At 64.8% G+C, this 25,393-nt stretch carries 20 protein-coding genes; 3 read left to right on the forward strand and 17 right to left on the reverse strand.

Going from position 1 to position 25,393, the window contains the following annotated elements:
- The first annotated feature begins 222 nt into the window (after window positions 1-222).
- Both RIN79_RS09610 and RIN79_RS09615 read left to right on the forward strand, forming a co-directional pair.
- Window positions 223-5,838 carry a hypothetical protein gene (locus RIN79_RS09610; protein ID WP_309084430.1) on the forward strand — a complete coding sequence of 1,872 codons (5,616 nt, stop codon included), beginning with the start codon at window positions 223-225 and terminating at the stop codon, window positions 5,836-5,838.
- A 152-nt stretch (window positions 5,839-5,990) separates the two neighbouring features.
- A complete protein-coding gene (locus RIN79_RS09615; protein WP_309084431.1) occupies window positions 5,991-6,722 on the forward strand; it encodes a LuxR family transcriptional regulator in 732 nt (243 codons plus the stop codon).
- Between the two features lie 42 nt (window positions 6,723-6,764).
- Here the strand turns inward: RIN79_RS09615 and glpK are convergent, their stop codons facing one another.
- The 16 genes from glpK to RIN79_RS09695 form a co-directional block, all read right to left on the reverse strand.
- A complete protein-coding gene (gene glpK / locus RIN79_RS09620) occupies window positions 6,765-8,258 on the reverse strand; it encodes a glycerol kinase GlpK (RefSeq protein WP_309084432.1) in 1,494 nt (497 codons plus the stop codon).
- Window positions 8,259-8,335: 77 nt separating this feature from the next.
- Window positions 8,336-10,057 (reverse strand): ABC transporter substrate-binding protein, encoded by a 1,722-nt coding sequence (locus RIN79_RS09625; RefSeq protein ID WP_309084433.1) that lies wholly within the window; start codon window positions 10,055-10,057, stop codon window positions 8,336-8,338.
- Window positions 10,058-10,130: 73 nt separating this feature from the next.
- Entirely contained in the window at window positions 10,131-10,412 is a 282-nt protein-coding gene (locus tag RIN79_RS09630) for a DUF2160 domain-containing protein (RefSeq protein ID WP_309084434.1), read from the reverse strand.
- On the reverse strand, window positions 10,412-11,230 hold the full coding sequence (locus RIN79_RS09635) for a carbohydrate ABC transporter permease (protein ID WP_309084456.1): 819 nt from the start codon (window positions 11,228-11,230) through the stop codon (window positions 10,412-10,414). Before RIN79_RS09635 ends, RIN79_RS09630 begins: the two co-directional genes overlap by 1 nt.
- Before the next feature lie 107 nt (window positions 11,231-11,337).
- The gene (locus tag RIN79_RS09640) at window positions 11,338-12,207 is read right to left on the reverse strand and encodes a sugar ABC transporter permease (RefSeq protein ID WP_309084435.1); all 870 of its coding nucleotides are present in this window, start codon (window positions 12,205-12,207) and stop codon (window positions 11,338-11,340) included.
- Window positions 12,204-13,280, reverse strand: a complete 1,077-nt coding sequence (locus RIN79_RS09645) for an ABC transporter ATP-binding protein (protein WP_309084436.1) — start codon at window positions 13,278-13,280, stop codon at window positions 12,204-12,206. The genes RIN79_RS09640 and RIN79_RS09645 overlap by 4 nt, the downstream gene beginning before the upstream one ends.
- 10 nt (window positions 13,281-13,290) lie before the next feature.
- A complete protein-coding gene (locus RIN79_RS09650) occupies window positions 13,291-14,367 on the reverse strand; it encodes an ABC transporter ATP-binding protein (protein ID WP_309084437.1) in 1,077 nt (358 codons plus the stop codon).
- Complete coding sequence (locus RIN79_RS09655; RefSeq protein WP_309084438.1) at window positions 14,351-15,898, reverse strand: glycerol-3-phosphate dehydrogenase; 1,548 nt, start codon at window positions 15,896-15,898, stop codon at window positions 14,351-14,353. Before RIN79_RS09655 ends, RIN79_RS09650 begins: the two co-directional genes overlap by 17 nt.
- Before the next feature lie 94 nt (window positions 15,899-15,992).
- Window positions 15,993-16,757, reverse strand: coding sequence for a DeoR/GlpR family DNA-binding transcription regulator (locus RIN79_RS09660; protein ID WP_309084457.1), 765 nt, complete (start codon window positions 16,755-16,757; stop codon window positions 15,993-15,995).
- 77 nt (window positions 16,758-16,834) lie between these two features.
- A complete protein-coding gene (gene tgt / locus RIN79_RS09665) occupies window positions 16,835-17,971 on the reverse strand; it encodes a tRNA guanosine(34) transglycosylase Tgt (protein WP_309084439.1) in 1,137 nt (378 codons plus the stop codon).
- Entirely contained in the window at window positions 17,958-18,230 is a 273-nt protein-coding gene (locus RIN79_RS09670; RefSeq protein WP_309084440.1) for a hypothetical protein, read from the reverse strand. Before RIN79_RS09670 ends, tgt begins: the two co-directional genes overlap by 14 nt.
- Before the next feature lies 1 nt (window position 18,231).
- Window positions 18,232-19,308: a tRNA preQ1(34) S-adenosylmethionine ribosyltransferase-isomerase QueA gene (gene queA / locus RIN79_RS09675; RefSeq protein WP_309084441.1), complete on the reverse strand. Its 1,077-nt coding sequence runs from the start codon at window positions 19,306-19,308 to the stop codon at window positions 18,232-18,234.
- Window positions 19,309-19,345: 37 nt separating this feature from the next.
- Entirely contained in the window at window positions 19,346-19,822 is a 477-nt protein-coding gene (locus RIN79_RS09680; RefSeq protein WP_309084442.1) for a peptidylprolyl isomerase, read from the reverse strand.
- 22 nt (window positions 19,823-19,844) lie between these two features.
- Window positions 19,845-20,336, reverse strand: coding sequence for a peptidylprolyl isomerase (locus tag RIN79_RS09685; protein ID WP_375165906.1), 492 nt, complete (start codon window positions 20,334-20,336; stop codon window positions 19,845-19,847).
- A 113-nt stretch (window positions 20,337-20,449) separates the two neighbouring features.
- On the reverse strand, window positions 20,450-20,950 hold the full coding sequence (gene coaD, locus RIN79_RS09690) for a pantetheine-phosphate adenylyltransferase (RefSeq protein ID WP_309084444.1): 501 nt from the start codon (window positions 20,948-20,950) through the stop codon (window positions 20,450-20,452).
- Window positions 20,951-20,997: 47 nt separating this feature from the next.
- Window positions 20,998-21,612 (reverse strand): LysE family translocator, encoded by a 615-nt coding sequence (locus tag RIN79_RS09695; protein ID WP_309084445.1) that lies wholly within the window; start codon window positions 21,610-21,612, stop codon window positions 20,998-21,000.
- Between the two features lie 206 nt (window positions 21,613-21,818).
- On the opposite strand from RIN79_RS09695, the gene RIN79_RS09700 reads away from it, so the two are divergent.
- Window positions 21,819-21,953: a hypothetical protein gene (locus RIN79_RS09700; RefSeq protein ID WP_309084446.1), complete on the forward strand. Its 135-nt coding sequence runs from the start codon at window positions 21,819-21,821 to the stop codon at window positions 21,951-21,953.
- Window positions 21,954-21,978: 25 nt separating this feature from the next.
- Here RIN79_RS09700 and gyrA read toward each other — a convergent pair whose 3' ends face one another.
- Window positions 21,979-24,771 carry a DNA gyrase subunit A gene (gene gyrA / locus RIN79_RS09705; protein ID WP_309084447.1) on the reverse strand — a complete coding sequence of 931 codons (2,793 nt, stop codon included), beginning with the start codon at window positions 24,769-24,771 and terminating at the stop codon, window positions 21,979-21,981.
- Between the last annotated feature and the right edge of the window lie 622 nt (window positions 24,772-25,393).

Genomic DNA, 25,393 nt, shown 5'->3' on the forward strand with positions numbered 1-25,393 from the left:
TTAAGCGCAATTAACCCGTGTGGACAAGCCGTTAATCGCGGGGCCGAAAAGTTCGCGTTTCGCCGAGCGTAGCGTTAACCTTATGTTTAAACTTCTAGGCATCGGCGATAAAACGTATTTTAATCACCAGAGTGTGCCACTACGATACGGGTGGCGGGGTATGGGCGTAAACGGGTCACAGGGATCCCATTCCGGGATGCCAAAGTTCAAGAGTAAGGCGGCATGGCGCGCAACGTAACGACCAAGAAAACGTCTGCGGACGATTTTGCGAGGGAATTGGAGGAAGCGCTCGAGATCGAGACGGCCTCCTTCGCGGTCGAGGGGAGCGACCTCGACATCGCCGCCTCCATGGAGGAGCTGGAGGCCCAGATCACCCTCGCAGCCGAGGAGCTCGCCCGGGAAAGCCGGGGCGATGAGTCCGCTTCGGAGGAGCCGGTTGAAGAGGCGCGGGATGACCTCGAGCCGGCCGAGAATCTCGAAATTTCCGAGCCGCCGCATGAAGCTGCAGCGGCCGAACTTGAAGCGGACGCTGAGCCGGAGCTCGAGCAGCCGTCGGCCGAGGCGCCCGTGGCGGGCGAGCTGCGCCGGCGCGCCGAGCCGCAGCCTGCCTCTTCCACTCCCCTACTCCTGCCCGCCAATGACGACAAGCAAAGCGAATACCAGCGCTTTGCGCACAAATTCGATCAGCGCGCGCCGCGCACCGCCTATTGGATCGCGGCTGCCCTGTCTGTCGCCTGGCTGGCTCTTGGCGCCCTCTTCGCCCATCTCCTGTATGGCCCCCAGATCTGGCAGATCCGCTCGCTGGACGGCCTCGTCGCGGCGCCCTACGCCATTGCCCTTGCCGTCGCCGTGATCATGCCGATCGTGCTCCTTTGGGGCTTTGCGGTGATGATCCGCCGTGCCCAGGAGATGCGGCTTGCCGCCCGGCAGATGGCGGAGATCGCCTTCCGCCTCTCGGAGCCGGAGAACATCGCCCAGGAGCGCGTGATGATGGTGGGTCAGGCCATCCGCCGCGAAGTCCAGGCCATGGGCGACGGCATCGAGCGCACGCTTGCGCGGGCGGTCGAGCTAGAGGCGCTGGTCCATACGGAAGTGAACGAGCTGGAACGCGCCTATTCGGAGAACGAAGCGCGCATCCGCCTGCTGGTCGACAGCCTGGGGAGCGAACGCGAAGGAATCGTCAGCCATGCGGAGCGCGTCCGGGCTTCCATTTCCGGCGCCCATGAAATCCTCCGCGAGGAGCTGAACTCGGCCGGCGAGCAGATCCGCCTGGGCGTCGACGGAGCCGCGCAGAGACTGGTGACGATCCTCGGCCAGTCCGGCGAGGTGTTCACCCAGCGTCTGAACACGGCGGGTGAGACGATTACACGCGCCCTCGACGAGCGGACGGAGAACCTGTCGCACCGCCTCGCCAACTCCAGCGAGACCCTCGCCGGTTTGCTTGACTCCAGGATCACTGCGCTCGGCAATTCGAGCGAGGCTTTCATCGAACGCATCAGCGCCTCGAGCGAGTCAGTGAGGCACCTGCTCGACGAGCGGTCCGACATGCTCTCCCGCCAGATCACCACCTCGGGCAGCGGCATCGCCGAGCTCCTCGACACGCGCATCGCCACCCTCACCGAGCGCACCGAGCAGGCCACACGCGACATCCAGGAGGTGTTCGACGGCCGCGCGGCCAACTTTATCTCCTCGGTCGGCAGCGCCTCCGATCAGCTGAACACGCTGTTCGCCAACCGCTTGAGCGAGATCGAACACACGCTGTCGGAACGCGGCCAGACGCTCCTGTCGGAGTTCTCTACCCGGGCGCAGGCGCTCGATACCGGCATCGAGCGCCTGGAATCGGCCCTGGAGGCCCGTGCGCGCCACATCAACGAGGCCCTGGTGGAACGCACCCGCGACATCGCGGAAACCTTCGCGCGCGGCAAGCAGGACGTCTTTTCCGCGATCGAGACCGGCAGGGGCGCGATCGAAGGGGAGCTTTCGGACCTCGTCGCCTCCACTTCCGTCATGCTCGAGGGCAAGGCCGAAGAATTTGCAGCTCGGCTGCGGGATGGCCAGGTCGCCCTCAATGCTCGGCTCGATAGCGGCCTTGGCCAGTTCGAGTCCGTGCAGGCGCGCATGGATGACGCGGTGCAACGGCAGATCGGCGTTTTCACGGAAAATCAGGACCGCCTGGCCGCCCTGCTGCAGAATGACATCAGCAAGCTCAACGAGATCCATGCCAGCTTCGAGGACCGCATCGAAGGCCAGATCGAGAAGCTGCTGGAGACCCGCGCAAGCTTCTCGGCGGCCATCGAGGACGACATTGCCAGGATCGTCGAGCGCCGTGACGACCTGACGGCCGCCATCCGCGGCGACATCGACCACGTGAACAACATGTTCGCCGCTCATACGAATATCATCGAGGAACGTACGCGGACCATGGAGAAAGCGCTCTCCATCGGCGTGGACAATGTGCGCCACACTCTGGAGAACAGCGCCATTGTCGTTGCCGGCGCGCTGCGCGACAAGGTGACGGAAGCCACCTCCTCGCTGAGCAGCGAGACGGCGAGGATGCTTGACGGCATTGATCAGCGTATCGCGGCTCGTGTCGAAAGCACCGCCCGCACCTTCGGCGAGCATGTGGACCAGATCGACCGCACCTTCGACGGCGCAGCGGAACGAATCTCCCTTCGTGGCGAACTCGTCGCCCGCACGCTGGGCGAACAGGTCGAGCAGATCGACGGCATCTTCGACGGCGCCGCCGAGCGTGCTGCCGGGCGCGTCGACACCGTCGCCCAAAACCTTGCCCGCACCCTCGATGGTGCGGCCGAGCGTGCCGCCGGACGCGTCGATGTGGTCGCCCGCACGTTGGGTGAGCAGCTCGAGCAGATCGACGGCATCTTCGACGGCGCCGCCGAGCGTGCTGCCGGGCGCGTCGACACCGTCGCCCAAAACCTTGCCCGCACCCTTGATGGCGCGGCGGAGCGTGCCGCCGGACGCGTCGATGTGGTTGCCCAAACCCTGGGTGAGCAGATCGAGCAGATCAACGGCATCTTCGACGGCGCAGCGCAACGGGTCGCCGGGCGCGTCGATATGGTCGCCCGCACCCTCGGCGAAAAAGTCGAGCAGATCGACGGCATCCTGGACGGCGCCGTCGAGCGCGCCGCCGGGAGGATCGAGACCGTATCGCAGGGCCTCGCCCGTCAGGTGGATCGGATCGATTTCACCCTTGATGGCGCGGCGGAGCGCGCCGCGGGACGCATCGAGAACGTTGCCCGGACGCTGGGTGAGCATGTTGAACAGATCGACGGCATCTTCGACGGGGCCGCGGAACGCGCCGCAGGCCGTGTCGAGCTGGTCGCACAGAACCTTGTCGAGCAAGTCAGCCAGATCGACCGCACGCTGGATGGCGCCGCCGACCGCGTAGCGGGACGTGTCGAGATCGTTGCCCACAGGCTCGGCGAGCGCATGGAGCAGATCGACGGCATCTTCGACGGGGCGGCCGACCGCGCCGCCGGACGCGTCGAGCTCGTCGCCCGCAATCTGGCCGAGCAGGTGGACCAGATCGACAGGACGTTCGACGGCGCAGCAGATCGCATCACCGGGCGCGTCGAAAGCACGGCGCATCTTTTGAGCGGGCATGTGGAAAATATCGACCGCGCGTTTGAAGGTGCAGCGCAGCGCATCCTTGAGCGGACCGACGGGTTCCAGCGCGGCTTCGAGGAGATCGACCAGCGCATGGTCACGCGCATCTCCGAGGTCTCGGCAGTGCTTTCCCACCGGGCCGAGTCCGTTGCCCGCGCCTTCGAGAATGTGGACGAGCGGATCGTTGCCCGTACCGACCAGACCGCGGCGGAGCTGAATGCCCGTGCGGCGGCGATTGCCGAACGGCTGGGCGAGATCGAGAACCGGCTGAAATCCACCGCCGGCTCCAGCGCCTCGGCCATCATCGGCGGCATGATCGAGGTGGAGAGGCGGCTCGGCGAAAGCGTGAACCGCACCCGCGAAACGCTTCAGGAAGGCATCGGCGGGGCCGAGGAGCAGCTGAGGACCACCGCCGAGCAGGCAGCGCAGCATGTGAGCCAGCAGCTCGCACGCACGCAGGCCGACCTGGTCTCGACGGCTGACACGATTGGCCAGACCTTCGCGACCATCAACGAGCACATCTCGCGCCGCACCGGCGAGACTGTGCGCACCCTCGACGAGCGGACGCGCGAATTCAATACGGTCCTTGCGAACCGGACCTCCGAGATCGCGCGCATCCTGGACGAGACCGCCCGGCCGCTCGTCGAGCGCTTCGAGGCGAGCGGGGGCGAGCTGCAGCAGGAGATCGAGGCCATCGCGCGCCAGACCGCCGAGCGGCTGCGGCAAGAGAACGCCGCCCTCGTCAACGCGCTCGCGAACCGCACCGCCGAAACGCTCGGCGCCATGGAGCGGGCCCGCGGCAGCCTTGTCGGCGAGGTGGGCGAACTGCTCGGCCAGCTGGATTCCTCCGGCGACCGGCTGGGGCAGCTGGTTCACACGGCTGCGGAGAACCTGTCGCAGCTCGACCAGAGGCTCACCACGACCACCGAGGAATTCGCCCGCAACACGGAAAAAGCGGCCGAGACCTTCGCCAATTCGGCGAATCTCATCAACGCCAATTCCGGGCGCCTCGCCGACTTCTCCGAACGCACACTGCGCGAGATCTCGGCCATCACCAGTCGCTTCGAGGATCACAGCCGCCTGCTCGAAAACGCCTCGCAGCTCCTGGAGCGCGCGCAGGCGAGCCTCGGCGCAACGATGGAAGGACGCCAGCAGGCCCTCAGCGAACTCGCCAACGGCCTCGTGGAAAAGTCCGAGCGCGTCGAAGAGATCATGCGGTCCCTGGAGCACCTGGTCGAAGGAGCGCTGGAAGCGGCCGAGGGACGGACCCGCAAATCTGTCGATGCGATCCGCGGCTCTATCAACGAGGTCGTCGACGCGGCGACGAACCGCTTCGCCGGCGCGACGGAGGAACTCCGCCGCACCGCAAACGAGATCCGCGCGGAGATCGAGGCGACGCGCGCGGATATGAAGCGCGGTATCGTGGAGCTGCCCGAGGAAGCCAAGCAGTCCACCTCCGCCATGCGGAGGGCCATAACGGAACAGATTAACGCCCTGAAGGAACTCTCTGACATTGTTGCGAAATCCGGTCGTCTGCATGACGTGGGCACCAGCATCCGTCCCGCCGAACCGGCACCGGCTCCCGAACGGCCGCGGCCAGCCGCTCCGCCCCTCGCGCCAGTGACTTCCGCGCCGCCCGCGCCGGTCCTGTCGCGCGTCATCGAGAAGGCGCATGTCGAACCGGCACCGCAGCCCGCCCGGCCGGCGGCGCCCCAGCGGCCCGCCCCCGCGCGCGAAGCGTTGCAACCTGCCGCGCCGGCGAACGGCGGCAATACGGGCGGCTGGATCCGAGACCTCCTGCGCAGCGCCTCGCGCGCCGAGGAGCAGGCGGAGACGCCTCCCACCGGCGGCGATCGGTCGGCGCTCCATATGGTGGAATCGCTGAACTCGCTCTCGGTCGACATCGCCCGCGCCATCGACCACGAGGCTTCGGTCGAGCTTTGGGAGCGGTATCGCCGCGGCGAGCGCAATGTCTTCACCCGCAGGCTCTATACCCTGAAGGGCCAGCAGACCTTCGACGAGATCCAGCGCAAGTACCGGTCCGACGCCGAGTTCCGCAGGGCCGTGGACCAGTATTGCCGCGATTTCGAGAAGCTGCTCGCCGATGTTGCGCAGTCCGACCGCGACAACATCATGAGCCAGACCTACCTCACTTCCGATACCGGCAAGGTCTACACCATGCTGGCGCATGCGAGCGGCCGGTTGCGCTGAGTTCGGCGCAGCAGCAGAGAGCAGGACCCCGCTTGTGAAAACCCGGCTTCGGCCGGGTTTTTGTTGGTAAGTATTTCCTGCCTCCGGCTGCAAGCGCTTGCAATCTGCCACTTTGCCGAGCATTCTCGAAATGGGACGGAGGGCGGATCCGTATGAACAGTGGCCGCGACGGCGCCGCTACAGAAAGCCTCGACCTCGTCGAAGTCGTGGACCGCGCGGCAAGCATAGAAGAAGCGGTCTTTCTGCTGCGCGATATGCTCGGCCTCACCCACGTCACCTTCCATATGAGCGTTTCGGGCGTGGCGCCGCTCGACTATCCGTTCGTGAAGACGACCTACCCGCCGGAATGGATCTCACGCTATGTGCTGCACGGTTATTTCAGCCTCGATCCGGTGGTCCGCAAAGGTTTCTCGACCGATCGTCCTTTCGCCTGGCATGAGCTTTCACTGGACGAGCGGGAGCAGGAATTCATGGCCGATTCCCGCGCCCATGGGATCGGCCCGCAAGGCTACTCCATACCTATTATCGACCGCGCTTTCCGCCGCTCATTGCTCTCGCTGAGTGCCGACATGGCGCTCGATGGCTGGACCGCCTTCATCCAGGGCCACGCGCTGGCTGCAGCGCAGGCCGGGCAGATCCTTCACCGAAGAGTGATGGAGGAATTATCGTTGGACGCTCAGCCCCGGGCGGGCCTGGCGCCGCGGGAAATCGAATGCCTGTTTTGGACGGCCCGAGGCAAGGATGCCAAGGCCATTGCCGCGATCTTGGATCTTTCTGAATATACGGTGCGCGGCTATCTGCGGGCGGCGCGGCAGAAACTGCTTTGCCGGACACTGTCCCAGGCAGTCGCGAAGGCCGTGCAGCAGCGAATCATCAATCCCTAGACCCTGCTTCCGCCGCGTCTTCGGCGCGAGCCTCTCTTGAAATCAGCCTCGGCTCAGCGTCCGACGCACCGCGTCGCGCCAGCCGCGAAGCTTCCGTTCCCGCTCGGCTTCGGCCATCTTCGGCTTGAACTGGCGGTCGAGCGCCCAGTTGCTGGCAAATTCCTGCATGCCGGGCCAGACCCCCGCACGGGAGCCCGCCAGCCATGCCGCGCCCAGGGCGGTGGTCTCCAGCACGGTCGGCCGGTCCACCGGCGCATCGAGAATGTCGGCAAGGCGTTGCATGGTCCAGTCGCTCGCCACCATGCCTCCATCGACGCGCAGCACCTTGGTTTCCTTGCCGTCGGGCCAATCCTTTCTCATCGCATCCAGGAGGTCGCGCGTCTGGAAAGCGACCGATTCAAGCGCCGCGCGGGCGAACTCTGCCGGGCCGGTGTTGCGCGTCAGCCCAAAAATGGCGCCGCGCGCTTCCGCGTCCCAATGCGGCGCGCCAAGACCGACAAAGGCGGGCACGAGGTAGACGTCCTGTGTCGGGTCCGCCTTCTCCGCCAACATGCCGGAATCGTCCGCCTTTTCGATGATGCGGAGGCCATCGCGCAGCCACTGCACCGCCGCGCCTGCGACGAAGATCGAGCCCTCGAGCGCGTAGGTGGTCCTGCCGTCCAGCCGGTAGGCTATGGTGGAAAGCAGCCGGTTCTGCGAACGCACCAGTGTCTCGCCCGTGTTGAGCACCGCAAAGCAGCCTGTGCCATAGGTGGATTTCAGCATGCCCGGTTCGAAGCAGGCCTGGCCTACCGTCGCGGCCTGCTGATCACCGGCTACCCCGAGGATCGGGATGGCGGCGCCGAAGAGGCTTTTCTCGGTGGTACCAAAATCGCCAGCAGTATCCTTCACCACGGCCAGAAGCTGGCGCGGCACGCGCAGGATCAAAAGCAACTCCTCATCCCACTCATTGGCCTCAATATTGAAGAGCAGCGTGCGCGAGGCGTTCGTCGCGTCGGTTGCATGCACGCGCCCTCCCGTCAGCCGCCAGATGAGGTAACTGTCGATGGTGCCGGCGAGCAGCCCACCCTCTTCCGCTTTTTCCCGAGCGCCCGCGACATTGTCGAGCAGCCAGGCAAGCTTGGTGCCGGAAAAATACGGGTCGAGCAGCAGACCGGTCTTCCTCGTGAACTTAGCCTCCAGCCCGTCATTCTTGAGCGTTTCGCACAGCGGCGCCGTCCGCCGATCCTGCCAGACGATGGCGTTGTGGATGGGCTTGCCGGTCTCCTTATGCCAGACCACCACCGTCTCGCGCTGATTGGTGATGCCGATCGCTGCGATTTCGGAGGCCTCCAGATTCGCCTTCCGCAGCGCCGTCTTCACGGTCGCGACGACGCTTTTCCAGATGTCCTCCGGGTCGTGCTCGACCCAGCCGGAGGCGGGGTAATGCTGCGGAAACTCCTCCTGGCCCACCGCCACGATTTTCATTTCGCCGTTGAAGATGATGGCGCGGGTCGACGTGGTGCCCTGGTCGATCGCCAGAATGTGGCCTGTCATGCTTCCCCCTCATCCTCTCGTGAATGGAGGCGGCTCGTCGCCGCCTCCAAGGATGCCGATAATATCCGGGCCGGCGTCTACTGCCAGCTCTTCACCAGCTCGTCATAGTTGACGGTGATCGGCTTTTCCTTCTCGTTCTCGATCTTCAGCTGCGGCGCCAGGTTCCCCTTGGCCACCGCATCCTTGTTCCAGTATTCGAGATCGTGCTCCTCGGCGAGCTTCGGGCCGATATCGCCCTGGATGCCGGCGCGCTCCAGGCGCTCCAGCACCTGCTCCTGCTCGGCGCAGAGCGTGTCCATCGCCTCCTGCGGGGTCTTGGCGCCGGAGGCCGCATCGCCGATCGCCTGCCACCAGAGCTGCGCCAGCTTCGGATAGTCAGGCACGTTGGTGCCGGTTGGCGACCACTGCACGCGGGCGGGCGAGCGGTAGAACTCGATCAGGCCGCCGAGTTTTGGAGCGCGCTCGGTGAAGCTCTCGTGCTGGATCGTCGATTCGCGGATGAGGGTGAGGCCCACATGGCTCTTCTTCACATCCACCGTCTTCGAGGTGACGAACTGCGCGTAAAGCCAGGCGGCCTTGGCGCGGTCGTCAGGCGTGGACTTCAGGATCGTCCAGGAGCCCACGTCCTGGTAGCCGAGCTTCATGCCTTCCTTCCAGTAGACGCCATGCGGGCTCGGCGCGAAACGCCATTTCGGCGTGCCGTCCTCGTTCACCACCGGCAGACCTTCCTTGACCATGTCGGCGGTAAAGGCCGTGTACATGAACATCTGCTGCGCGATCTCGCCCTGCGCCGGCACGGGGCCGGATTCGGAGAAGGTCATCCCTTGGGCCGCGGCCGGAGCGTAAGCCTTCATCCAGTCGAGATATTTCTGGATGGCATACACCGCGGCAGGGCCGTTGGTGTCGCCGCCGCGCGCCACGCACGAGCCTACCGGACGTGAGTTCTCGTCGACCTTGATGCCCCATTCGTCAACCGGCAGGCCGTTCGGCAGGCCCTTGTCGCCATTGCCGGCCATGGAGAGCCAGGCATCGGTGAAGCGCCAGCCGAGCGACGGGTCCTTCTTGCCGTAGTCCATATGGCCATAGACCTTCTTGCCGTCGATCTCGCGCCCAGTGAAGAACTCGGCGATATCCTCATAGGCCGACCAGTTGACGGGGACGCCCAGATCGTAGCCATACTTTGCCTTGAAGTCGGCCTTGTTCTTCTCGTCGTTGAACCAGTCGTAGCGGAACCAGTAGAGGTTCGCGAATTGCTGGTCGGGCAGCTGGTACACGTCACCGTCCGGCGCGGTAGTGAACTTGATGCCGATGAAATCCTCGAGGTCGAGGTTCGGATTTGTGACGTCCTTGCCCTCGTTCGCCATCCAGTCGGTCAGGCTGCGGGCCTGCTGGTAGCGCCAGTGCGTGCCGATCAGGTCGGAGTCGTTGATATAGGCGTCATAGATGTTCTCGCCGGACTGCATCTGCGTCTGCAGCTTTTCGACCACGTCGCCTTCGCCGATCAGGTCATGGGTGATCTTGATGCCGGTGATGGCGGTGAAAGCTGGCGCAAGCACCTTCGACTCGTATTCATGGGTGGTGATCGTTTCGGAGACCACCTTGATGTCCATGCCCTGGAAGGGCTGCGCTGCGTCGATGAACCACTGCATCTCCGCTTCCTGCGCGGCGCGGTCGAGTGTTGACATGTCGCCGATCTCGGCATCGAGGAACTGCTTTGCTTCCTCCATGCCCGCCATGGCTCCGCCCGCGCTTATGAGAAGCACGAGCGCCGAAGTCGTCATTAACAAGTGCCGTTGCATTGGTTTCCTCCCTTGCAGAATGTGCACCAGTGACCGGAGCGCCGCGGGCTTGCGGCGCCCCAAATTTCTCCCCCTAGACCCATCGGAACACCGCAATTGCGTAGACGACGGAGAGAGCGAGAGCCCACCACAGGCTCGGGCCGACAAGCCCAAGCCATGCGAGATGGATGAAGGCTGCACCCAGCAGCGAGACGAACAGGCGGTCGCCGCGCGTGGTTTCGAAGCGCAGCAGGCCGACGCGCGGATTGCCGCCCGGCGAGACATATTCCCACACGCCCATGCCGATGAGCAGCAGCGTGATGGCGATGAAGAAGGTCGCGGTCGGCCAGGTCCAGGCCATCCAGGAAAAGCTCATCACACCCTCCCCAGGGCGAAGCCCTTGGCGATGTAGTTGCGCACAAACCAGATCACGAGCGCGCCGGGGATGATGGTGAGCACGCCGGCCGCCGCCAGGACGCCCCAGTCGAGGCCCGAGGCCGAGACCGTGCGCGTCATCGTGGCGGCGATCGGCTTGGCGGCGGTCGTGGTCAGGGTGCGGGCGAGCAGGAGTTCCACCCAGGAGAACATGAAGCAGAAGAAGGCGGCCACCCCGATGCCGCTCGCGATCAACGGCATGAAGATTTTTACGAAGAAGCGCGGGAAGGAATAGCCGTCGATATAGGCGGTCTCATCGATCTCCTTCGGCACGCCGGACATGAAGCCTTCCAGGATCCAGACCGCCAGCGGCACATTGAACAGGCAATGCGCCAGCGCCACGGCAATATGCGTGTCGATCAGGCCGAAGGCGGAATAGAGCTGGAAGAAGGGCAGCGCAAAGACCGCCGGGGGAGCCATGCGATTGGTGAGCAGCCAGAAGAACAGGTGCTTGTCGCCCAGGAACCTGTAACGCGAGAAGGCATAGGCCGCCGGAAGCGCTGCGGTCACCGAAATGACCGTGTTCATCACCACATAGATGATCGAGTTGATATAGCCCGAATACCAGGCTGGGTCGGTGAAGATGACCCGGTAGTTGCGCAGCGTCGGGTTCTCCGGCCAGAGCGAGAAGGTGTTGAGGATCTCCGTGTTGGTCTTGAAGCTCATATTGATGAGCCAGTAGATCGGCAGCATCAAGAAGAGGATGTAGATGGTGGGCACCAGCCACCAGAAGCGCGAGCGCGCGCCGCGCCTCAGCATCGCCTGCCCAAGTGCCGCCTGGGCGCTTGCCGTATTTCCGGCAGCATCCGTCCTCCGCATCGCGATCGTTTCAGCCGCCGCGGCGGCGCCGTTCTTGCCCGCCGCCATCAGCGCTTCTCCGTGCCGTAGTTGGTCATGACCGTGTAGAAGACCCATGACATCAGGAGAATGATCAGGAAGTAGATGATCGACATGGCCGCCGCCTCACCGAGATTGAATTCGCCGATGGCAAGCTTCACAAGGTCGATCGAGAGGAAGGTGGTGGTATTGCCCGGTCCGCCGCCGGTCAGCACGAATGGCTCCGTGTAGATCATGAAGGAATCCATGAAGCGCAGCAGGATGGCTATGAGCAGCACCCGGTGCATCTTTGGCAATTGGATGTAGCGGAAGACGGCCCAGCGGGAGGCGCCGTCGATTTTCGCAGCCTGATAATAGGCATCCGGGATGGAGACGAGCCCGGCATAGCAGAGCAGCACCACGAGGCTGGTCCAATGCCAGACATCCATGAGGACGATCGTGGCCCAGGCATCGACCGGATCGTTGACATAATTGTAGTCGAGGCCAAGCGCGTATAGCCCACGGCCCAGCAGGCCGATGTCGATGCGGCCGAAAACCTGCCAGATCGTGCCCACCACGTTAAACGGGATGAGCAGCGGCAGCGCCATCAGCACCAGGCAGACGGGGACGCCCCAACCCTTTCGCGGCATGTTGAGGGCGATGAAGATTCCGAGAGGGACCTCGATCGCCAGCACCACGGCGGAGAAGACGAGGTTCCTGCCCATGGCCGCCCAGAAGCGGTCCGAGTGCAGGATTTCCTCGAACCATTCCGTGCCGGCCCAGAAGAAGACGTTGTTGCCGAATGTGTCCTGGACGGAATAATTGACCACCGTCATCAGAGGGATCACGGCGGAAAACGCCACCAGCGCCAGCACCGGCAGCACCAGGAACCAGGCCTTGTTGTTCCACGTCTTGTTCATGGCCGCGCCCCCAATTCGAGGCGCCAGGAATCGGCATAAAGATTGAGATGCGCCGGGTCGAAGGTGACGTGCGGCTCCGCCGGGATCTCCGCGTCCTCGTCGATCACGACGGAAATGTCCTCGCCTTCGAGCTTCGCGCGCACGATCTTCTTGCGCCCGACATCCTCGACCTTGCCGATGGAAACGGGCATCCCCTCCCGGCCGAGGCGGACGAATTCCGGCCGGATGCCCACTTGGAGCCGCCCGGCGGGCTGCATCGCGGGCCTTCCCGGCAGCTCGACCGCCTGGCTGCCGAGCCGTGCCGTCGTGCCGTCGAGCGTCGCCGGCAGCAGATTCATGCCCGGCGAGCCGATGAAATACCCGACGAAGGTATGGCGCGGGCGCTCGAAAAGTTCCTCGGGCGTGCCGATCTGGACGATCTCGCCCTCATACATGACGACGACGGTATCGGCGAAAGTGAGCGCCTCCGTCTGGTCATGCGTGACATAGACCATGGTATGGCCGAAGCGGCGATGCATCTCCTTCAGCTGGGTGCGCAGCGCCCATTTGAGATGGGGGTCGATCACCGTCAGCGGCTCGTCGAACAGGATGGCGTTCACATCGGCCCGCACGAGCCCGCGGCCGAGCGAGATCTTCTGCTTCTCATCCCCGGTCAGGCCCTGGGCGCGCCTGTTCGCCCGCTCTTCCAGCCCGAGCATGGCGATCACCTCGCGCACGCGGCGGGCGACGGCCTCTTCGGGCACGCGGCGGTTGCGCAGCGGGAAGGCGAGATTGTCGTAGACGGTCATCGTGTCGTAGACGACGGGGAACTGGAAGACCTGGGCGATGTTGCGCGCCTCGGTCGGCAGGTCCGTCACGTCGGTGCCGTTGAAGAGGATCGCGCCCTCGCTCGGTCTGATGAGGCCCGAGATGATGTTGAGCAGCGTGGTCTTGCCGCAGCCGGAAGGCCCGAGCAGCGCATAGGCCCCGCCATCCTCGAACACATGGTCGACGCGCCGCAGCGCATAATCCGCCTCGCTTGCGGGGCGGTCGGTATAAGCGTGGCGTAATCCCTTCACGTCGATGCGGGCCATCCTGTCCTCCTCACGCGGCCATCGGCATCGCTGCCGCGCTGCGCCCTGCCCCATCGAAGACCAGCAGATGGCGCGCGTCGATGAAGAGCCGCACGGTCTCGCCCAATTCGATGCGGTGGATGCCCTCCTCCAGCATCACCCAGCGGCGCCCCGCATAGTCCACATGAATGAAGCTTTCCGAGCCGGTGATCTCCGTCACCACCACACGCGCCTCCACGGGCACGCCCCCGCCCTTGTCGCGCAACGACAGATGGTGCGGCCGGAAGGCGATCGTATAGGAGGCGTCGGCAATGCCTGCCAGGCGCCCGGGCACAGGAATGCCCGGGGTCCCCTCCAGCACGAAGCGGGAGCCCCTCTTCTCCAGCTCTATCGTGTTCAGCGGCGGATCTGAGAAAGTCCGCGCAGTGATGAGGTCAGCCGGGTTGCGGAAGACCCCGATGGTAGGGCCGAACTGGGTGACGCGCCCCTCGCTCAAAGTGGCTGTGTTGCCGCCGAGCAGAAGCGCCTCGGCGGGCTCCGTCGTGGCATAGACGAAGATCGCGCCGGATTCGGCGAAGATGCGCGGCAGCTCGGCGCGCAACTCCTCGCGCAGCTTGTAGTCGAGATTGGCCAGCGGCTCGTCCAGCAGGACCAGCCGCGCCTCCTTGACCATGGCGCGCGCAATCGCCGTGCGCTGCTGCTGGCCGCCGGACAGTTCGAGCGGCAGGCGTTGCAGATAGGGCGTGAGCCGGAGAAGCTCCGCGGCCGCCCTCACCTTCCGGTCGATGGTCGCGCGATCGGCACCGGCGACGCGCAGCGGCGAAGCGATGTTCTCGTAGACCGTCAGGGCCGGATAGTTGATGAATTGCTGATAGACCATGGCCACGCTGCGCTTTTGCACCGGCACGCCCGCCTGATCCCTGCCGTCCATGAGCACCGAGCCGGAGGTCGGCTGATCAAGCCCGGCCATGAGCCGCATCAGCGTCGTCTTGCCCGCGAGAGTCGGCCCGAGCAGCACGTTCAGCGAGCCAGGCTCCAGCTGCAGCGACACATCGCTTATATGCGTCCTGCCGGCCACGATCTTGGAGACGTCACGCAGCTCCAGCACGCCCAGCTCCTCCAACCACCTGATGCTGCCCGCCAGCGATATCGCGCATGAACGCGTCCACCGCGCGTGCCTCCTCCCGGCCCAGCTGCAGCGCGCGCTTGGTGCGCCGCCAGAGGACATCCTCGCCGGTGCGCGCCCATTCGCGCTCGCAAAGGAAGCGCAGCTCCGCCTCGTAGAGATCCGCGCCGAAGCAGCGGCCGAGATCCTCCAGCCGCGCCGCCCCGCCCAGTATGTCGCGCGCGTTGGTGCCATAAAGCCGGGCAAGCCGCCGCGCATGGCGCGGATCGAGAAAAGGGTAATCGCGGACGAGCGCCGCCCCAACATCGTGAAACTTCAGCGGACTGAAGTCGCCGCCCGGCAGCGGTGCATCGGCCGTCCACGGCTTCCCCCGCGCGCCGATCGCTTTTTCTATATCGCCAAGCGCCGCCTCGGCCAGACGCCGGAAGGTGGTGATCTTGCCGCCAAAGATGTTCAGGACCGGCGCTCCTAAAGAGCGGTCCACCCTCAGCACATAATCGCGCGTTGCTTCCTGCGCCTTGCTCGCCCCGTCGTCGAAGAGCGGGCGCACGCCGGCAAAGGTCCAGACGATGTCCTCCGGCCGTACCGGATCGGCGAAATATTCGCTGGCCGCCGCGCAGAGATACGCTATCTCATCCTTGCTGATCTCGGCCGCCCCCGGATCGCCGGTGAAATCCTGGTCGGTCGTGCCGATGAGCGTGAAGTCCTCCTCATAGGGAATGGCGAAGATGATGCGTCCGTCCGCGTTCTGGAAGAAATAGGCGCGCGGGTCCTCGAACTTCTTCCGCACGACGATATGGCTGCCCTTGACGAGGCGCACATGATGGGCGGCGTTGTGGCCGAGCGCACCGGCGATCACCTCATCGACCCATGGCCCTGCCGCGTTCACGACCATCCGGGCGCGGATCTCCTCGCGCAGGCCGGTTTCCATGTCGCGGATCGCAACCGACCAGATGCCGCCCTCCGCCCGCGCGCTCACCACCTTGGTGCGGGTGCGTATCTCCGCGCCGCGGTCGGCGGCGTCTCGCGCATTGAGCACGACGAGACGCGCATCGTTCACCCAGCAGTCGGAATATTCGAAGGCGCGCCGGTAGTTCGCTTTCAGCGGCTTGCCCGCCGGATCGCTGCGCATATCCAAGGTGCGCGTGGGCGGCAGGAGCTTTCTCCCGCCGATATGATCATAGAGGAACAGGCCGAGCCGGATGAGCCAGGCCGGGCGGAGGCCGTTGTGAAGGGGCAGCACGAAGCGCATGGGCCAGATAATGTGCGGCGCGTTCCTCCAGAGCACCTCACGCTCCATCAGCGCCTCGCGCACCAGGCGGAATTCATAGAATTCCAGATAGCGCAGGCCGCCGTGGATGAGCTTTGTGGAAGCGGATGACGTCCCGCTCCCCAGATCGTTCATCTCGGCCAGGAAAACGGAATAGCCGCGGCCCGCCGCATCCCGTGCGATGCCGCATCCATTGATGCCCCCGCCTATGACGAACAGGTCATGGATTGGACTGGCGCCCAACCGCTCCTCCCATTGCCGGGCCGAATGCCCGCTCCCGAAGTGAAGCTAAAATGAAAATAAATCGAATGTCAAACGAATATCGTGTCGGACCTGATCAGCCGCAGGCCTCTATCAGCCGCACCCCGCCGTCGCGGCAGGCCGCGCGGAATATGGCGCTCGGGCATCGGTCGGTTATGAAAGTATCGACCTGCGAGACGTGACCGATGCGCACCGGCGCGCTTCGCTCGAATTTCGACGAATCCGAAACCAGGATCACGTGGCGGGAATTGGCCATGATCGCCTGCGCCACCTTCACCTCGCGCAGATCGAAGTCGAAGAGGGAGCCGTCGTCGTCGATGGCGGAGACGCCGATCACCGCATAGTCCACCTTGAACTGGCGGATGAAGTCGACCGCCGCCTCGCCGACAATGCCGCCGTCGGAGCCCCGCACCACACCGCCGGCGATGATCACCTCGAAAGCCGGATAGACCCGCATTCTGTTGGCCACGTTGATGTTGTTCGTAATGACCATCAGGTCCTTGTGGTCCATGAGCGCGTCGCTGACCGCCTCGGTTGTGGTGCCAATGTTGATGAAGAGCGAAGCCTTGTTGGGGATGAGCTCGGCAGCAGCCCGGCCGATGGCGTGCTTTTCCTCCGCCTTCAGGTCCCGCCGCGCCTCATACTCCATATTCTCGATCCCGGAGGGCAGCAGCGCCCCGCCATGGATGCGCGTCAGCAGCCGCTGGTCGCAGAGATCGTTGAGGTCCTTGCGGATGGTCTGCGGCGTCACGTTGAAGCGCGCGGCCAGATCCTCGACCATGACACGGCCGTTCTCCTTGGCGAGCTGCAGGATCTCGTCGTGACGCGGCGCCAGAAACATGGACTTTCCCTCTGCTTTCGTTTTCATGCATATCGCAGAAAACGAAAGTTGCAAAGCCGCCGGCCGCCTCGTCGGATTTACAGTGCCGGCAGATCGCCCCGCGCCCATTCCTCCTGGATTTCGACCGAGCGCTCTGCGAGGCGCCCGGCTTCGATCGCCGCGCGGATATCGGCCATGAGGCGCTGGTAATAGGCGAGATTGTTCCAGGTGAGGAGCATTCCGCCAAGCGACTCGCCCGATTTCACCAGGTGATGCAGATAGGCGCGCGAATAATCGCGCGTGGCGGGGCAGTCGCTCTCCTCGTCCAGCGGACGCGGGTCCTCGGCGTGGCGGGCATTCTTGAGATTGATCTTGCCGCGCCTTGTGAAGGCAAGGCCATGACGCCCCGCCCTCGTCGGCATCACGCAGTCGAACATGTCGATGCCGCGCGCCACCGATTTCAATATGTCGTCGGGCGTGCCCACACCCATCAGGTAGCGCGGCTTGTCGGCTGGAAGCGCCGGGCAGGTCGCATCGAGAATGTCGAGCATCACCTCCTGCGGTTCGCCCACCGCAAGCCCGCCCACCGCATAGCCCTTCAGATCCATTGCCGCCAGGGCCTCTGCGGAACCAAGCCGCAGGCGCTTGTTGTCGCCGCCCTGGACGATACCGAACATCGCCTTGCCCGGCTGGTCGCCGAAGGCTGCCTTGCAGCGCTCGGCCCAGCGCAGCGAGAGCTCCATCGCCCGCTCGATCTCCTCTTCCGGTGCCGGCAAGGCGACGAGTTCGTCGAGCTGCATCTGGATATCCGACCCGAGCAGGCCCTGGATTTCGATGCACCGCTCCGGCGACATCTCGTGCACCTGCCCATCCACATGCGAGCGGAAGGTGACTCCCGTCTCCTTCACCTTCCGGAGCGCGGCAAGCGACATCACCTGGAAGCCGCCGGAATCGGTGAGGATCGGATAGGGCCAGCGTGCGAATTCATGCAGGCCGCCCAGCCGCGCAACGCGCTCGGCGCCGGGCCGCAGCATCAGGTGGTAGGTATTGCCGAGGATGATGTCGGAACCAAGCGCCCTCACCTGGTCCATATACATGGCTTTCACCGTGCCGCCCGTGCCCACGGGCATGAAGGCCGGGGTCCGGACAAGGCCGCGCGGCATCGAGATTTCGCCGCGCCGCGCCAGACCGTCTGTCACGAGCACGCGGAAGCCGAACTGCTCAACCCTCATCATATTCCTTGTCATGTACCGGCGCGCCCGCCGCCTGCTCTTCCAGCGACTGCCGATAGCGGATGCAGCCGCGCATGAATTTCGGCCATGGCGGCACGGCAATGGAAGGGTTCGTCTTCTCCGGCAGCAGAGCCCACATGGCCGGGTGATGCCAGCACAGTTCATGGCCGGTGGAGTCGCGGTGCTCGCGGATTGCAGAGCGCAGCTTCCTCACCTCGGCGATGAGTCCATCGCGGTCCATCGTCAGAAGATCCTCATCCATTTCACTCCTCCCGTCTAAAAAGCAGGCTCGCATCGCCGTAGGAGTAGAAACGGTAACCCTTTTCGATGGCGTGACGATACGCCTCCTGCATCACCTCCAGCCCGCTGAAGGCCGAGACCAGCATGAACAGGGTCGAGCGCGGCAGATGGAAATTCGTCATCAGGATGTCGACGGCACGGAAGCGGTAGCCCGGCGTGATGAAAATGTCCGTCTCGCCGGACCACGCCACGAGCCGTCCAGAGGCTTCGGCCGCACTTTCCAGGAGCCTCAGCGAGGTGGTGCCGACGGAAACGATCCGCCCGCCCCGCGCGCGCACCGCGTTGAGGGCCTCGGCGGTGCCGGCATCCACCTCGCCCCATTCCGCATGCATCCTGTGGTCTTCCGTCTCCTCCGCCTTGACCGGCAGGAAGGTGCCCGCGCCGACATGCAGCGTCACGAAATGGCTCTCGATGCCGGCAGCATCGAGAGCGGCGAACAGTTCCGGCGTGAAATGGAGCCCGGCTGTCGGGGCCGCCACCGCCCCCTCTTCGCGCGCGTAGATCGTCTGGTAGTCGGCACGGTCGCGCTCGTCCTCAGGCCGCCTGGAGGCGATATAGGGCGGCAGCGGCACATGGCCGGCAGCCGCAATCGCCTCGTCCAGAACAGGCCCGGAATAGTCGAAGACGAGCAGCACCTCGCCGCCCTCGCCCTTTTCCGCCACCGTCGCTTCGAGCGAGCCGAGGAAGCAGCTTTCCGCGTCATGGCCGAACTGGATGCGCTCGCCGACCGCCACCCGTTTCGCCGGCTTGAGAAAGGCCTTCCAGCGGTCGGCGCCGACGCGCATATGCAGCGTTGCTTCGATATGGGCGACGGCTTCGCCCCGCCGGCGGATGCCGGAAAGCCGCGCCGGGATGACCTTCGTGTCGTTGAAGACCAGCGCGTCCCCTGGCCGCAGGAGCTGCGGCAGGTCGCGCACGATGCGATCCTCCGGCCCTACCTCCGGTCGGACTACAAGCAGCCGCGCGGAATCGCGCGGGTTTGCCGGCCTGAGCGCGATCCGGTCTTCCGGCAGGTCGAAGTCGAAGAGATCGACACGCATGGCGCGCGCCGGGTTAGCGCGGAACCATCAGGGCAATCTATGCGATGTCAGCCGCCACCCGCATGGAGACGATCGAGTCGGGATCGCGCACGGGCTCGCCGCGCTTGATCTTGTCGATGTTCTCCATGCCCTCGATCACCTGGCCCCAGACGGAATATTGCCGGTTGAGCCAGGGCGCATCGCCGAAGCAGATGAAGAATTGCGAGTTCGCCGAGTTGGGGTTCTGCGAACGCGCCATGGAGCAGGTGCCACGCACATGCGAGACATTCGAGAACTCCGCCTTGAGGTCCGGCTTGTCCGAGCCGCCCATGCCGGTTCCGGTCGGGTCGCCCGTCTGCGCCATGAAGCCGTCGATTACGCGGTGGAAGACGATGCCGTCATAGAATCCCTCGCGCGTCAGCTCCTTGATGCGCGCCACATGGGCCGGCGCGACATCAGGAAGAAGCTCGATCACCACATTGCCCTTGGTCGTCTCCATGACGATCGTGTTTTCCGGGTCCTTCATTGCCGCCATGAGACGTTCCTTTCTTCTATCTCTATTGGTCTGCCGCGATCCGCACGCTCAGCATGCGGTCGGGATCCTGAACCACCCCGTTTGCCGCGGGGTCGCCCTTCTTGATGTTGTCGACATACTGCATGCCGGACTCGACCTGCCCGACGACCGTGTAGAAGCCATTCAGATGCGAGGCCGGCGCCAGCATGATGAAGAATTGCGAGTTCGCCGAATTTGGATCCTGCGAGCGGGCCATGCCGACCGTGCCGCGGTCGAAGGCGGTGCTGGAGAACTCGGCCGGCAGGTCGGGAAGGTCCGAGCCGCCGGTGCCGGCAAGCTGCGCGTTGAAGCCTTCTTCCATGTCGCCATGCTGCACGTCGCCCGTCTGGGCCATGAAGCCGTCGATCACACGATGGAAGGCGACATTGTCATAGGCGCCCTGGCGCACCAGCGTCTTGATCTGCTCCACATGCTTCGGGGCAAGGTCGGGCCTCAGCGCGATCACGACCTCGCCGTCCTTAAGCTTGATGATCATTGTGTCCTCGGGCTCGGCGGCAAGCCCTGCGGTCGCGCCGAAGGCAAGGACAGCCGCAACGGACAGCGGCACCAGGCGTGAAAACAGCTTCATGAATAATTTCCCGCTTCTGTTCAGGTGGAGAATTTGCTTCTCAGCGCCGCGGCAACCGCCGCCGGCACGAACGGCGCGACGTCGCCGCCCATGGATGCGATCTGGCGCACGAGTGTGGCCGTAATCGTGCGCACGGACGGGCTCGCCGGCAAAAACACGGTCTGCAGGTCCGGCGCCATGGTCTCGTTCATGCCGGCCATCTGCATCTCGTAGTCGAGATCGGTGCCGTCGCGCAGGCCGCGGATCATGATCGAGGCGCCATGCGCGCGCGAAGCATCGATAACGAGATTGTCGAAGGCGACGACGGCGATGCGGCCGCCGTCCACGCCAAGCTCGTCCGCCGCCGAACGCTCGATCAGCGCCACCCGCTCCTCATAGGAGAAAAGCGGCTTCTTGCCCGGATGGATGCCGATGCCGACGACGACGCGGTCGGCGATCATCAGCGCGCCCTTCAGAACGTCGAGATGGCCGTTGGTCAGCGGATCGAAGGAGCCGGCATAAAAGGCGGTGCGCTCGGTCATGGGCGGCTTCTATCCCTCCCGGGCGCAGAAGGCAATTCACCTCGCTTCTATCGCCGCGAGAGCGCCAGCCACAGGCCACCGCCGATGAGGCAGGTGCCGGAAATGCGCTCGGCAAGCCGAACGCGCGCTTTGGTCAGCTTTGCGCCCGCGCCTCCGGCGGCGAAGGCATAAAGCGAATCGCCAACCGCCGCCGTAAGCATGAAGATGCTGCCAAGAAGCAGCGTCTGCAGGGCAGCGTTGCCCTCCGGACTGATGAACTGAGGGATGAACGCGCCGAAGAAAAGCAGCGCCTTGGGGTTGGACCAGACGACGACGAAGCCCTGCAGGAGGAGCGAGCCGCCGGCGCGCGGCGGCGCCTCGGCCGTGCCGAGCGAGCCGTCCGAGCGCCACATGCGGATGCCGAGCCAGATCAGATAGGCCGCTCCGACAAGGCGGAGGACCTCGAACACACTGCCCATGCCGACCACGACCACATGCAGGCCGAAAGCGAGCACCACCATCATGCAGGCAAGGCCTATCTGCGTGCCCGCCACGTTGAGCAGCCCGGCGCGGGCGCCGTGACGCATGGAATTGGCGATGATCACCGTGACCGTGGGACCTGGGACGATGATGATGGCGATGCAGGCAAGGACATAGGAAAGAAGCGCGGCGGATTCGGGCATCGGGCTCTGCCTTTCGTGCAGTCAGGGTCGTCAGCAAGCCACAGGCGGCGGCAACTGGCAAGCCGGTCGCGGCGATGTGAACGCCGCCTGAACAGCACTTTCAGCGAAGGTTGGGGCGGAGTCGGCCAGACAGCGCATGAGGCCGCAGTGAACAAAATCGGCCGCTGGACGTTAACTGCCCCAAGGAGCCCGAAGGAGGCAGTCCGATGATGATATTCACCCTTGCCGCCGCAATGACGGTCGCGATGCTGATCGCCACCGTGCTCGGCCTGCACGAGGAAGCTCAGCGCGTGAAGCTGGACAATCGTATTCGCAACGAGCGGCATCCCTTCCGCCGTTAGGAAGCAGGACGCGGGCGACGCAGGTTTAAGCGCCGCCGTCCTCGCCTTCGCCGGCCGTCGGCGCGACGCCCTCGGCTGCATTTGGCGCCAACTCTTCCGCTTCCCCGTTCTGGGGTTCGGAGATTCGATCCACCGAGACGACGCGCTCGCCTTCCGCCGTGTTGAAGATGGTCACGCCCTTGGTCGCGCGGCTGGCGATCCGGATGCCCGATACGGGCACGCGGATGATCTGCCCGGCATTGCTGACCAGCATGATCTGATCCTCCGGCGCCACGGGGAAAGCGGCCACCAGGGGGCCGATCTCGTCCCGCTTGGACACGTCCGTCGCCCGGATGCCCTTGCCGCCGCGGCCGATGACGCGGAAATCATAGGAAGACGAGCGCTTGCCATAACCATATTCGCTGACGGTGAGCACGAACTGCTCGCGCGCCTTCAGCTCCTCGTAGCGCTCGGGGCTCAGCACCGTCTCCTCGCCCACCTCTTCATTGGTGAGCGCGATCTCTTCCTCATCGCCGCCATTGGCCAGCCGCCGCTCGGCCGCCGCCTGCTTCAGATAGGCGGCGCGCTCGGCCGGGCTCGCCTCCACATGGCCGAGAATGGCCATGGAGATGACGCGGTCCCCGTCGGCCAGGTTGATGCCGCGCACGCCGACCGAGTTGCGCCCGGCGAAGACGCGCACATCGCTGGCGGGGAAACGGATGCACTGGCCGGAGGCCGCCGTCAGCAGCACGTCGTCATCCTCGGTGCAGGTATAGACGGCGAGGATCTCGTCGCCTTCCTCCTCGAGCTTCATGGCGATCTTGCCGTTGCGGTTCACCTGGATGAAATCGGACAGCTTGTTGCGGCGCACCGTTCCGCGCGTGGTGGCGAACATCACGTCAAGCGCGGCCCAGCTTTCCTCGTCCTCCGGCAGCGGCATAATGGAGGTGATGCGCTCGCCTTCCTGCAGCGGCAGAAGATTGCGCAGGAATTTCCCCACCGATTGCGGCGTGCCGATGGGCAGGCGCCAGACCTTCTCCTTGTAGACGATGCCGCGCGAGGAGAAGAAGAGGATCGGGGTGTGCGTGTTGGCGACGAACAGCCGGGTGACGAAATCCTCGTCCTTGGTCGACATGCCGGAGCGGCCTTTGCCGCCGCGCGCCTGCGCCCGGTAGATCGAGAGCGGCACGCGCTTGATATAGCCCTTGTGCGTGACGGTGACGACCATGTCCTCGCGCTGGATGAGGTCCTCGTCCTCCATGTCGGCGCCGCCCTCGACGATCTCGGTGCGCCGGGGCGTACCGAACTCGTCGCGCACGGAGATCAGCTCGTCCTTGACGATCTGCTGGATGCGCGCGCGCGAGGACAGGATGTCCAGATAATCCTGGATCTCGGCGCCGATCTTGTTCAATTCGTCGGCGATCTCGTCCCGGCCGAGCGCGGTGAGCCGCTGCAGGCGCAGGTCGAGAATGGCGCGCGCCTGCTCCTCGGACAGATTGTAGGTGCCGTCATCATTGATCTTGTGGCGCGGGTCGGCGATGAGCAGGATCAGCGCCTCGACGTCCTCGGCCGGCCAGCGGCGCTCCATCAGCTGCTCACGCGCCGTCTGCGGATCGGGCGCCTGGCGGATCAGCCGGATCACCTCGTCGATATTGGCGACCGCGATGGCAAGGCCGACCAGCACATGCGCCCGCTCCCGGATCTTGCGCAGCAGGTATTTGGTGCGGCGGCTCACCACCTCTTCGCGGAAGGCGACAAAGGCCCTCAGCATGTCGAGCAGCGTCATCAGCTCCGGCTTGCCGCCATTGAGCGCCACCATGTTGCAGCCAAAGGAGGTCTGCAGCGGGGTGAACCGGTAGAGCTGGTTCAGGATGACATCGGCATTGGCGTCGCGCTTCAATTCGATGACGACGCGATAGCCCTGGCGGTCGCTCTCGTCGCGGATGTCGGAAATGCCCTCGATACGCTTGTCGCGCACGAGCTCGGCCATCTTCTCGATCATCTGCGCCTTGTTCACCTGGTAGGGCACCTCGGTGATAATGATGGCTTCGCGCTCGTTGCGGATCTGCTCGATCGCCACCTTGCCGCGCATCATCACGGAGCCGCGCCCCGTGGCGTAGGCGCTGTGGATGCCCGAGCGGCCGAGAATGATGCCGCCGGTCGGGAAATCCGGCCCGGGGATGAGCTCCATGAGCCGCGACAGCTCGATGGCCGGATTGTCGATCAGCGCCACGCAGCCATCGACAACCTCGCCCAGATTGTGCGGCGGGATGTTGGTAGCCATGCCGACGGCGATGCCGCCGGAGCCGTTGACCAGCAGATTGGGGAAGCGCGCCGGCAGGACCTTCGGCTCCTGCCCGGACGCATCATAGGTATCCTGGAAATCGACGGTTTCCTTGTCGATATCCTCCAAAAGCTCGTGCGCGACCTTGGTCAGGCGAGACTCGGTGTAGCGCATGGCCGCCGGCGGATCGCCGTCGATGGAGCCGAAATTGCCTTGCCCGTCGATCAGCGGCACGCGCATGGACCAGTCCTGCGCCATGCGCACCAGCGCGTCGTAGATCGAAGCGTCGCCGTGCGGATGGTATTTGCCCATCACGTCGGCCACGGGACGCGCCGACTTCACATATTTGCGGTTCCAGTGATAGCCGCTCTCGTGCGAGGCGTAGAGGATGCGGCGGTGCACGGGCTTCAAGCCGTCACGCACATCCGGCAGCGCGCGGGAAACGATCACGCTCATGGCGTAATCGAGATAGGAGCGCTGCATTTCCTCGATGATCGAGATCGGCTCGATGTCGTCGGACCCGCCGGGTCCCGGCGGTGTGGTCTGGTCAGTCAAAACGGATCACGTGAAGCTGGAGAATCATACATCCCTTATATAGGAAACGCAGCCGAGACTCCAATGCGCGGGGTCGATTTCAACCGGAAAAACCGGTTGCCTTTTCAGCAACATAGCTCTGGCCTTCGCAGGTGCAGCAAGATGTCGCGAAGGATGCATGCAAGCATGGTGCTCCTGGCCCGGCGGAGGCGAAAACCGTTGGCCGGCAAATATCCGAACACGGCCTCCGAAACCCTCGGTCAAGCTCCGAGACCGTCCTTCCTGGGGCAGATACCGGCTCGCCTTGTACGGTCTCCGATCACGCCGGCTGACGCGCCCAGCGTCCCTGGAAGGCAAGGGCGCGTTTTCTGCCCTCCGCTGTGGCTCCGGGCGTTCGTCGTTGCCTTCGGCCAACACTCATCGCCGCCACGCCCGGCTTTCGCCGTCTGGGCATTGAAGAAGGTGGGAAGCGGGGCGCGTGATCCGTGCCTCTCTGTTAGTTTACGTGGCGCGTCACACGCGCCCCGCCGGCCGCTGTCCCGACATTGGCCGGTCACTCGGGCTTCTTCTCCGTCCCGGCTGCACCCAATGAAGGGGGTGGTCTTAGCCGGGCCGAAGGAAAAGCCCTAGCGGCTTCTCCGCG

This window comes from Chelativorans sp. (assembly GCF_031180965.1).
Classification (GTDB): Bacteria; Pseudomonadota; Alphaproteobacteria; order Rhizobiales; family Rhizobiaceae; genus Chelativorans.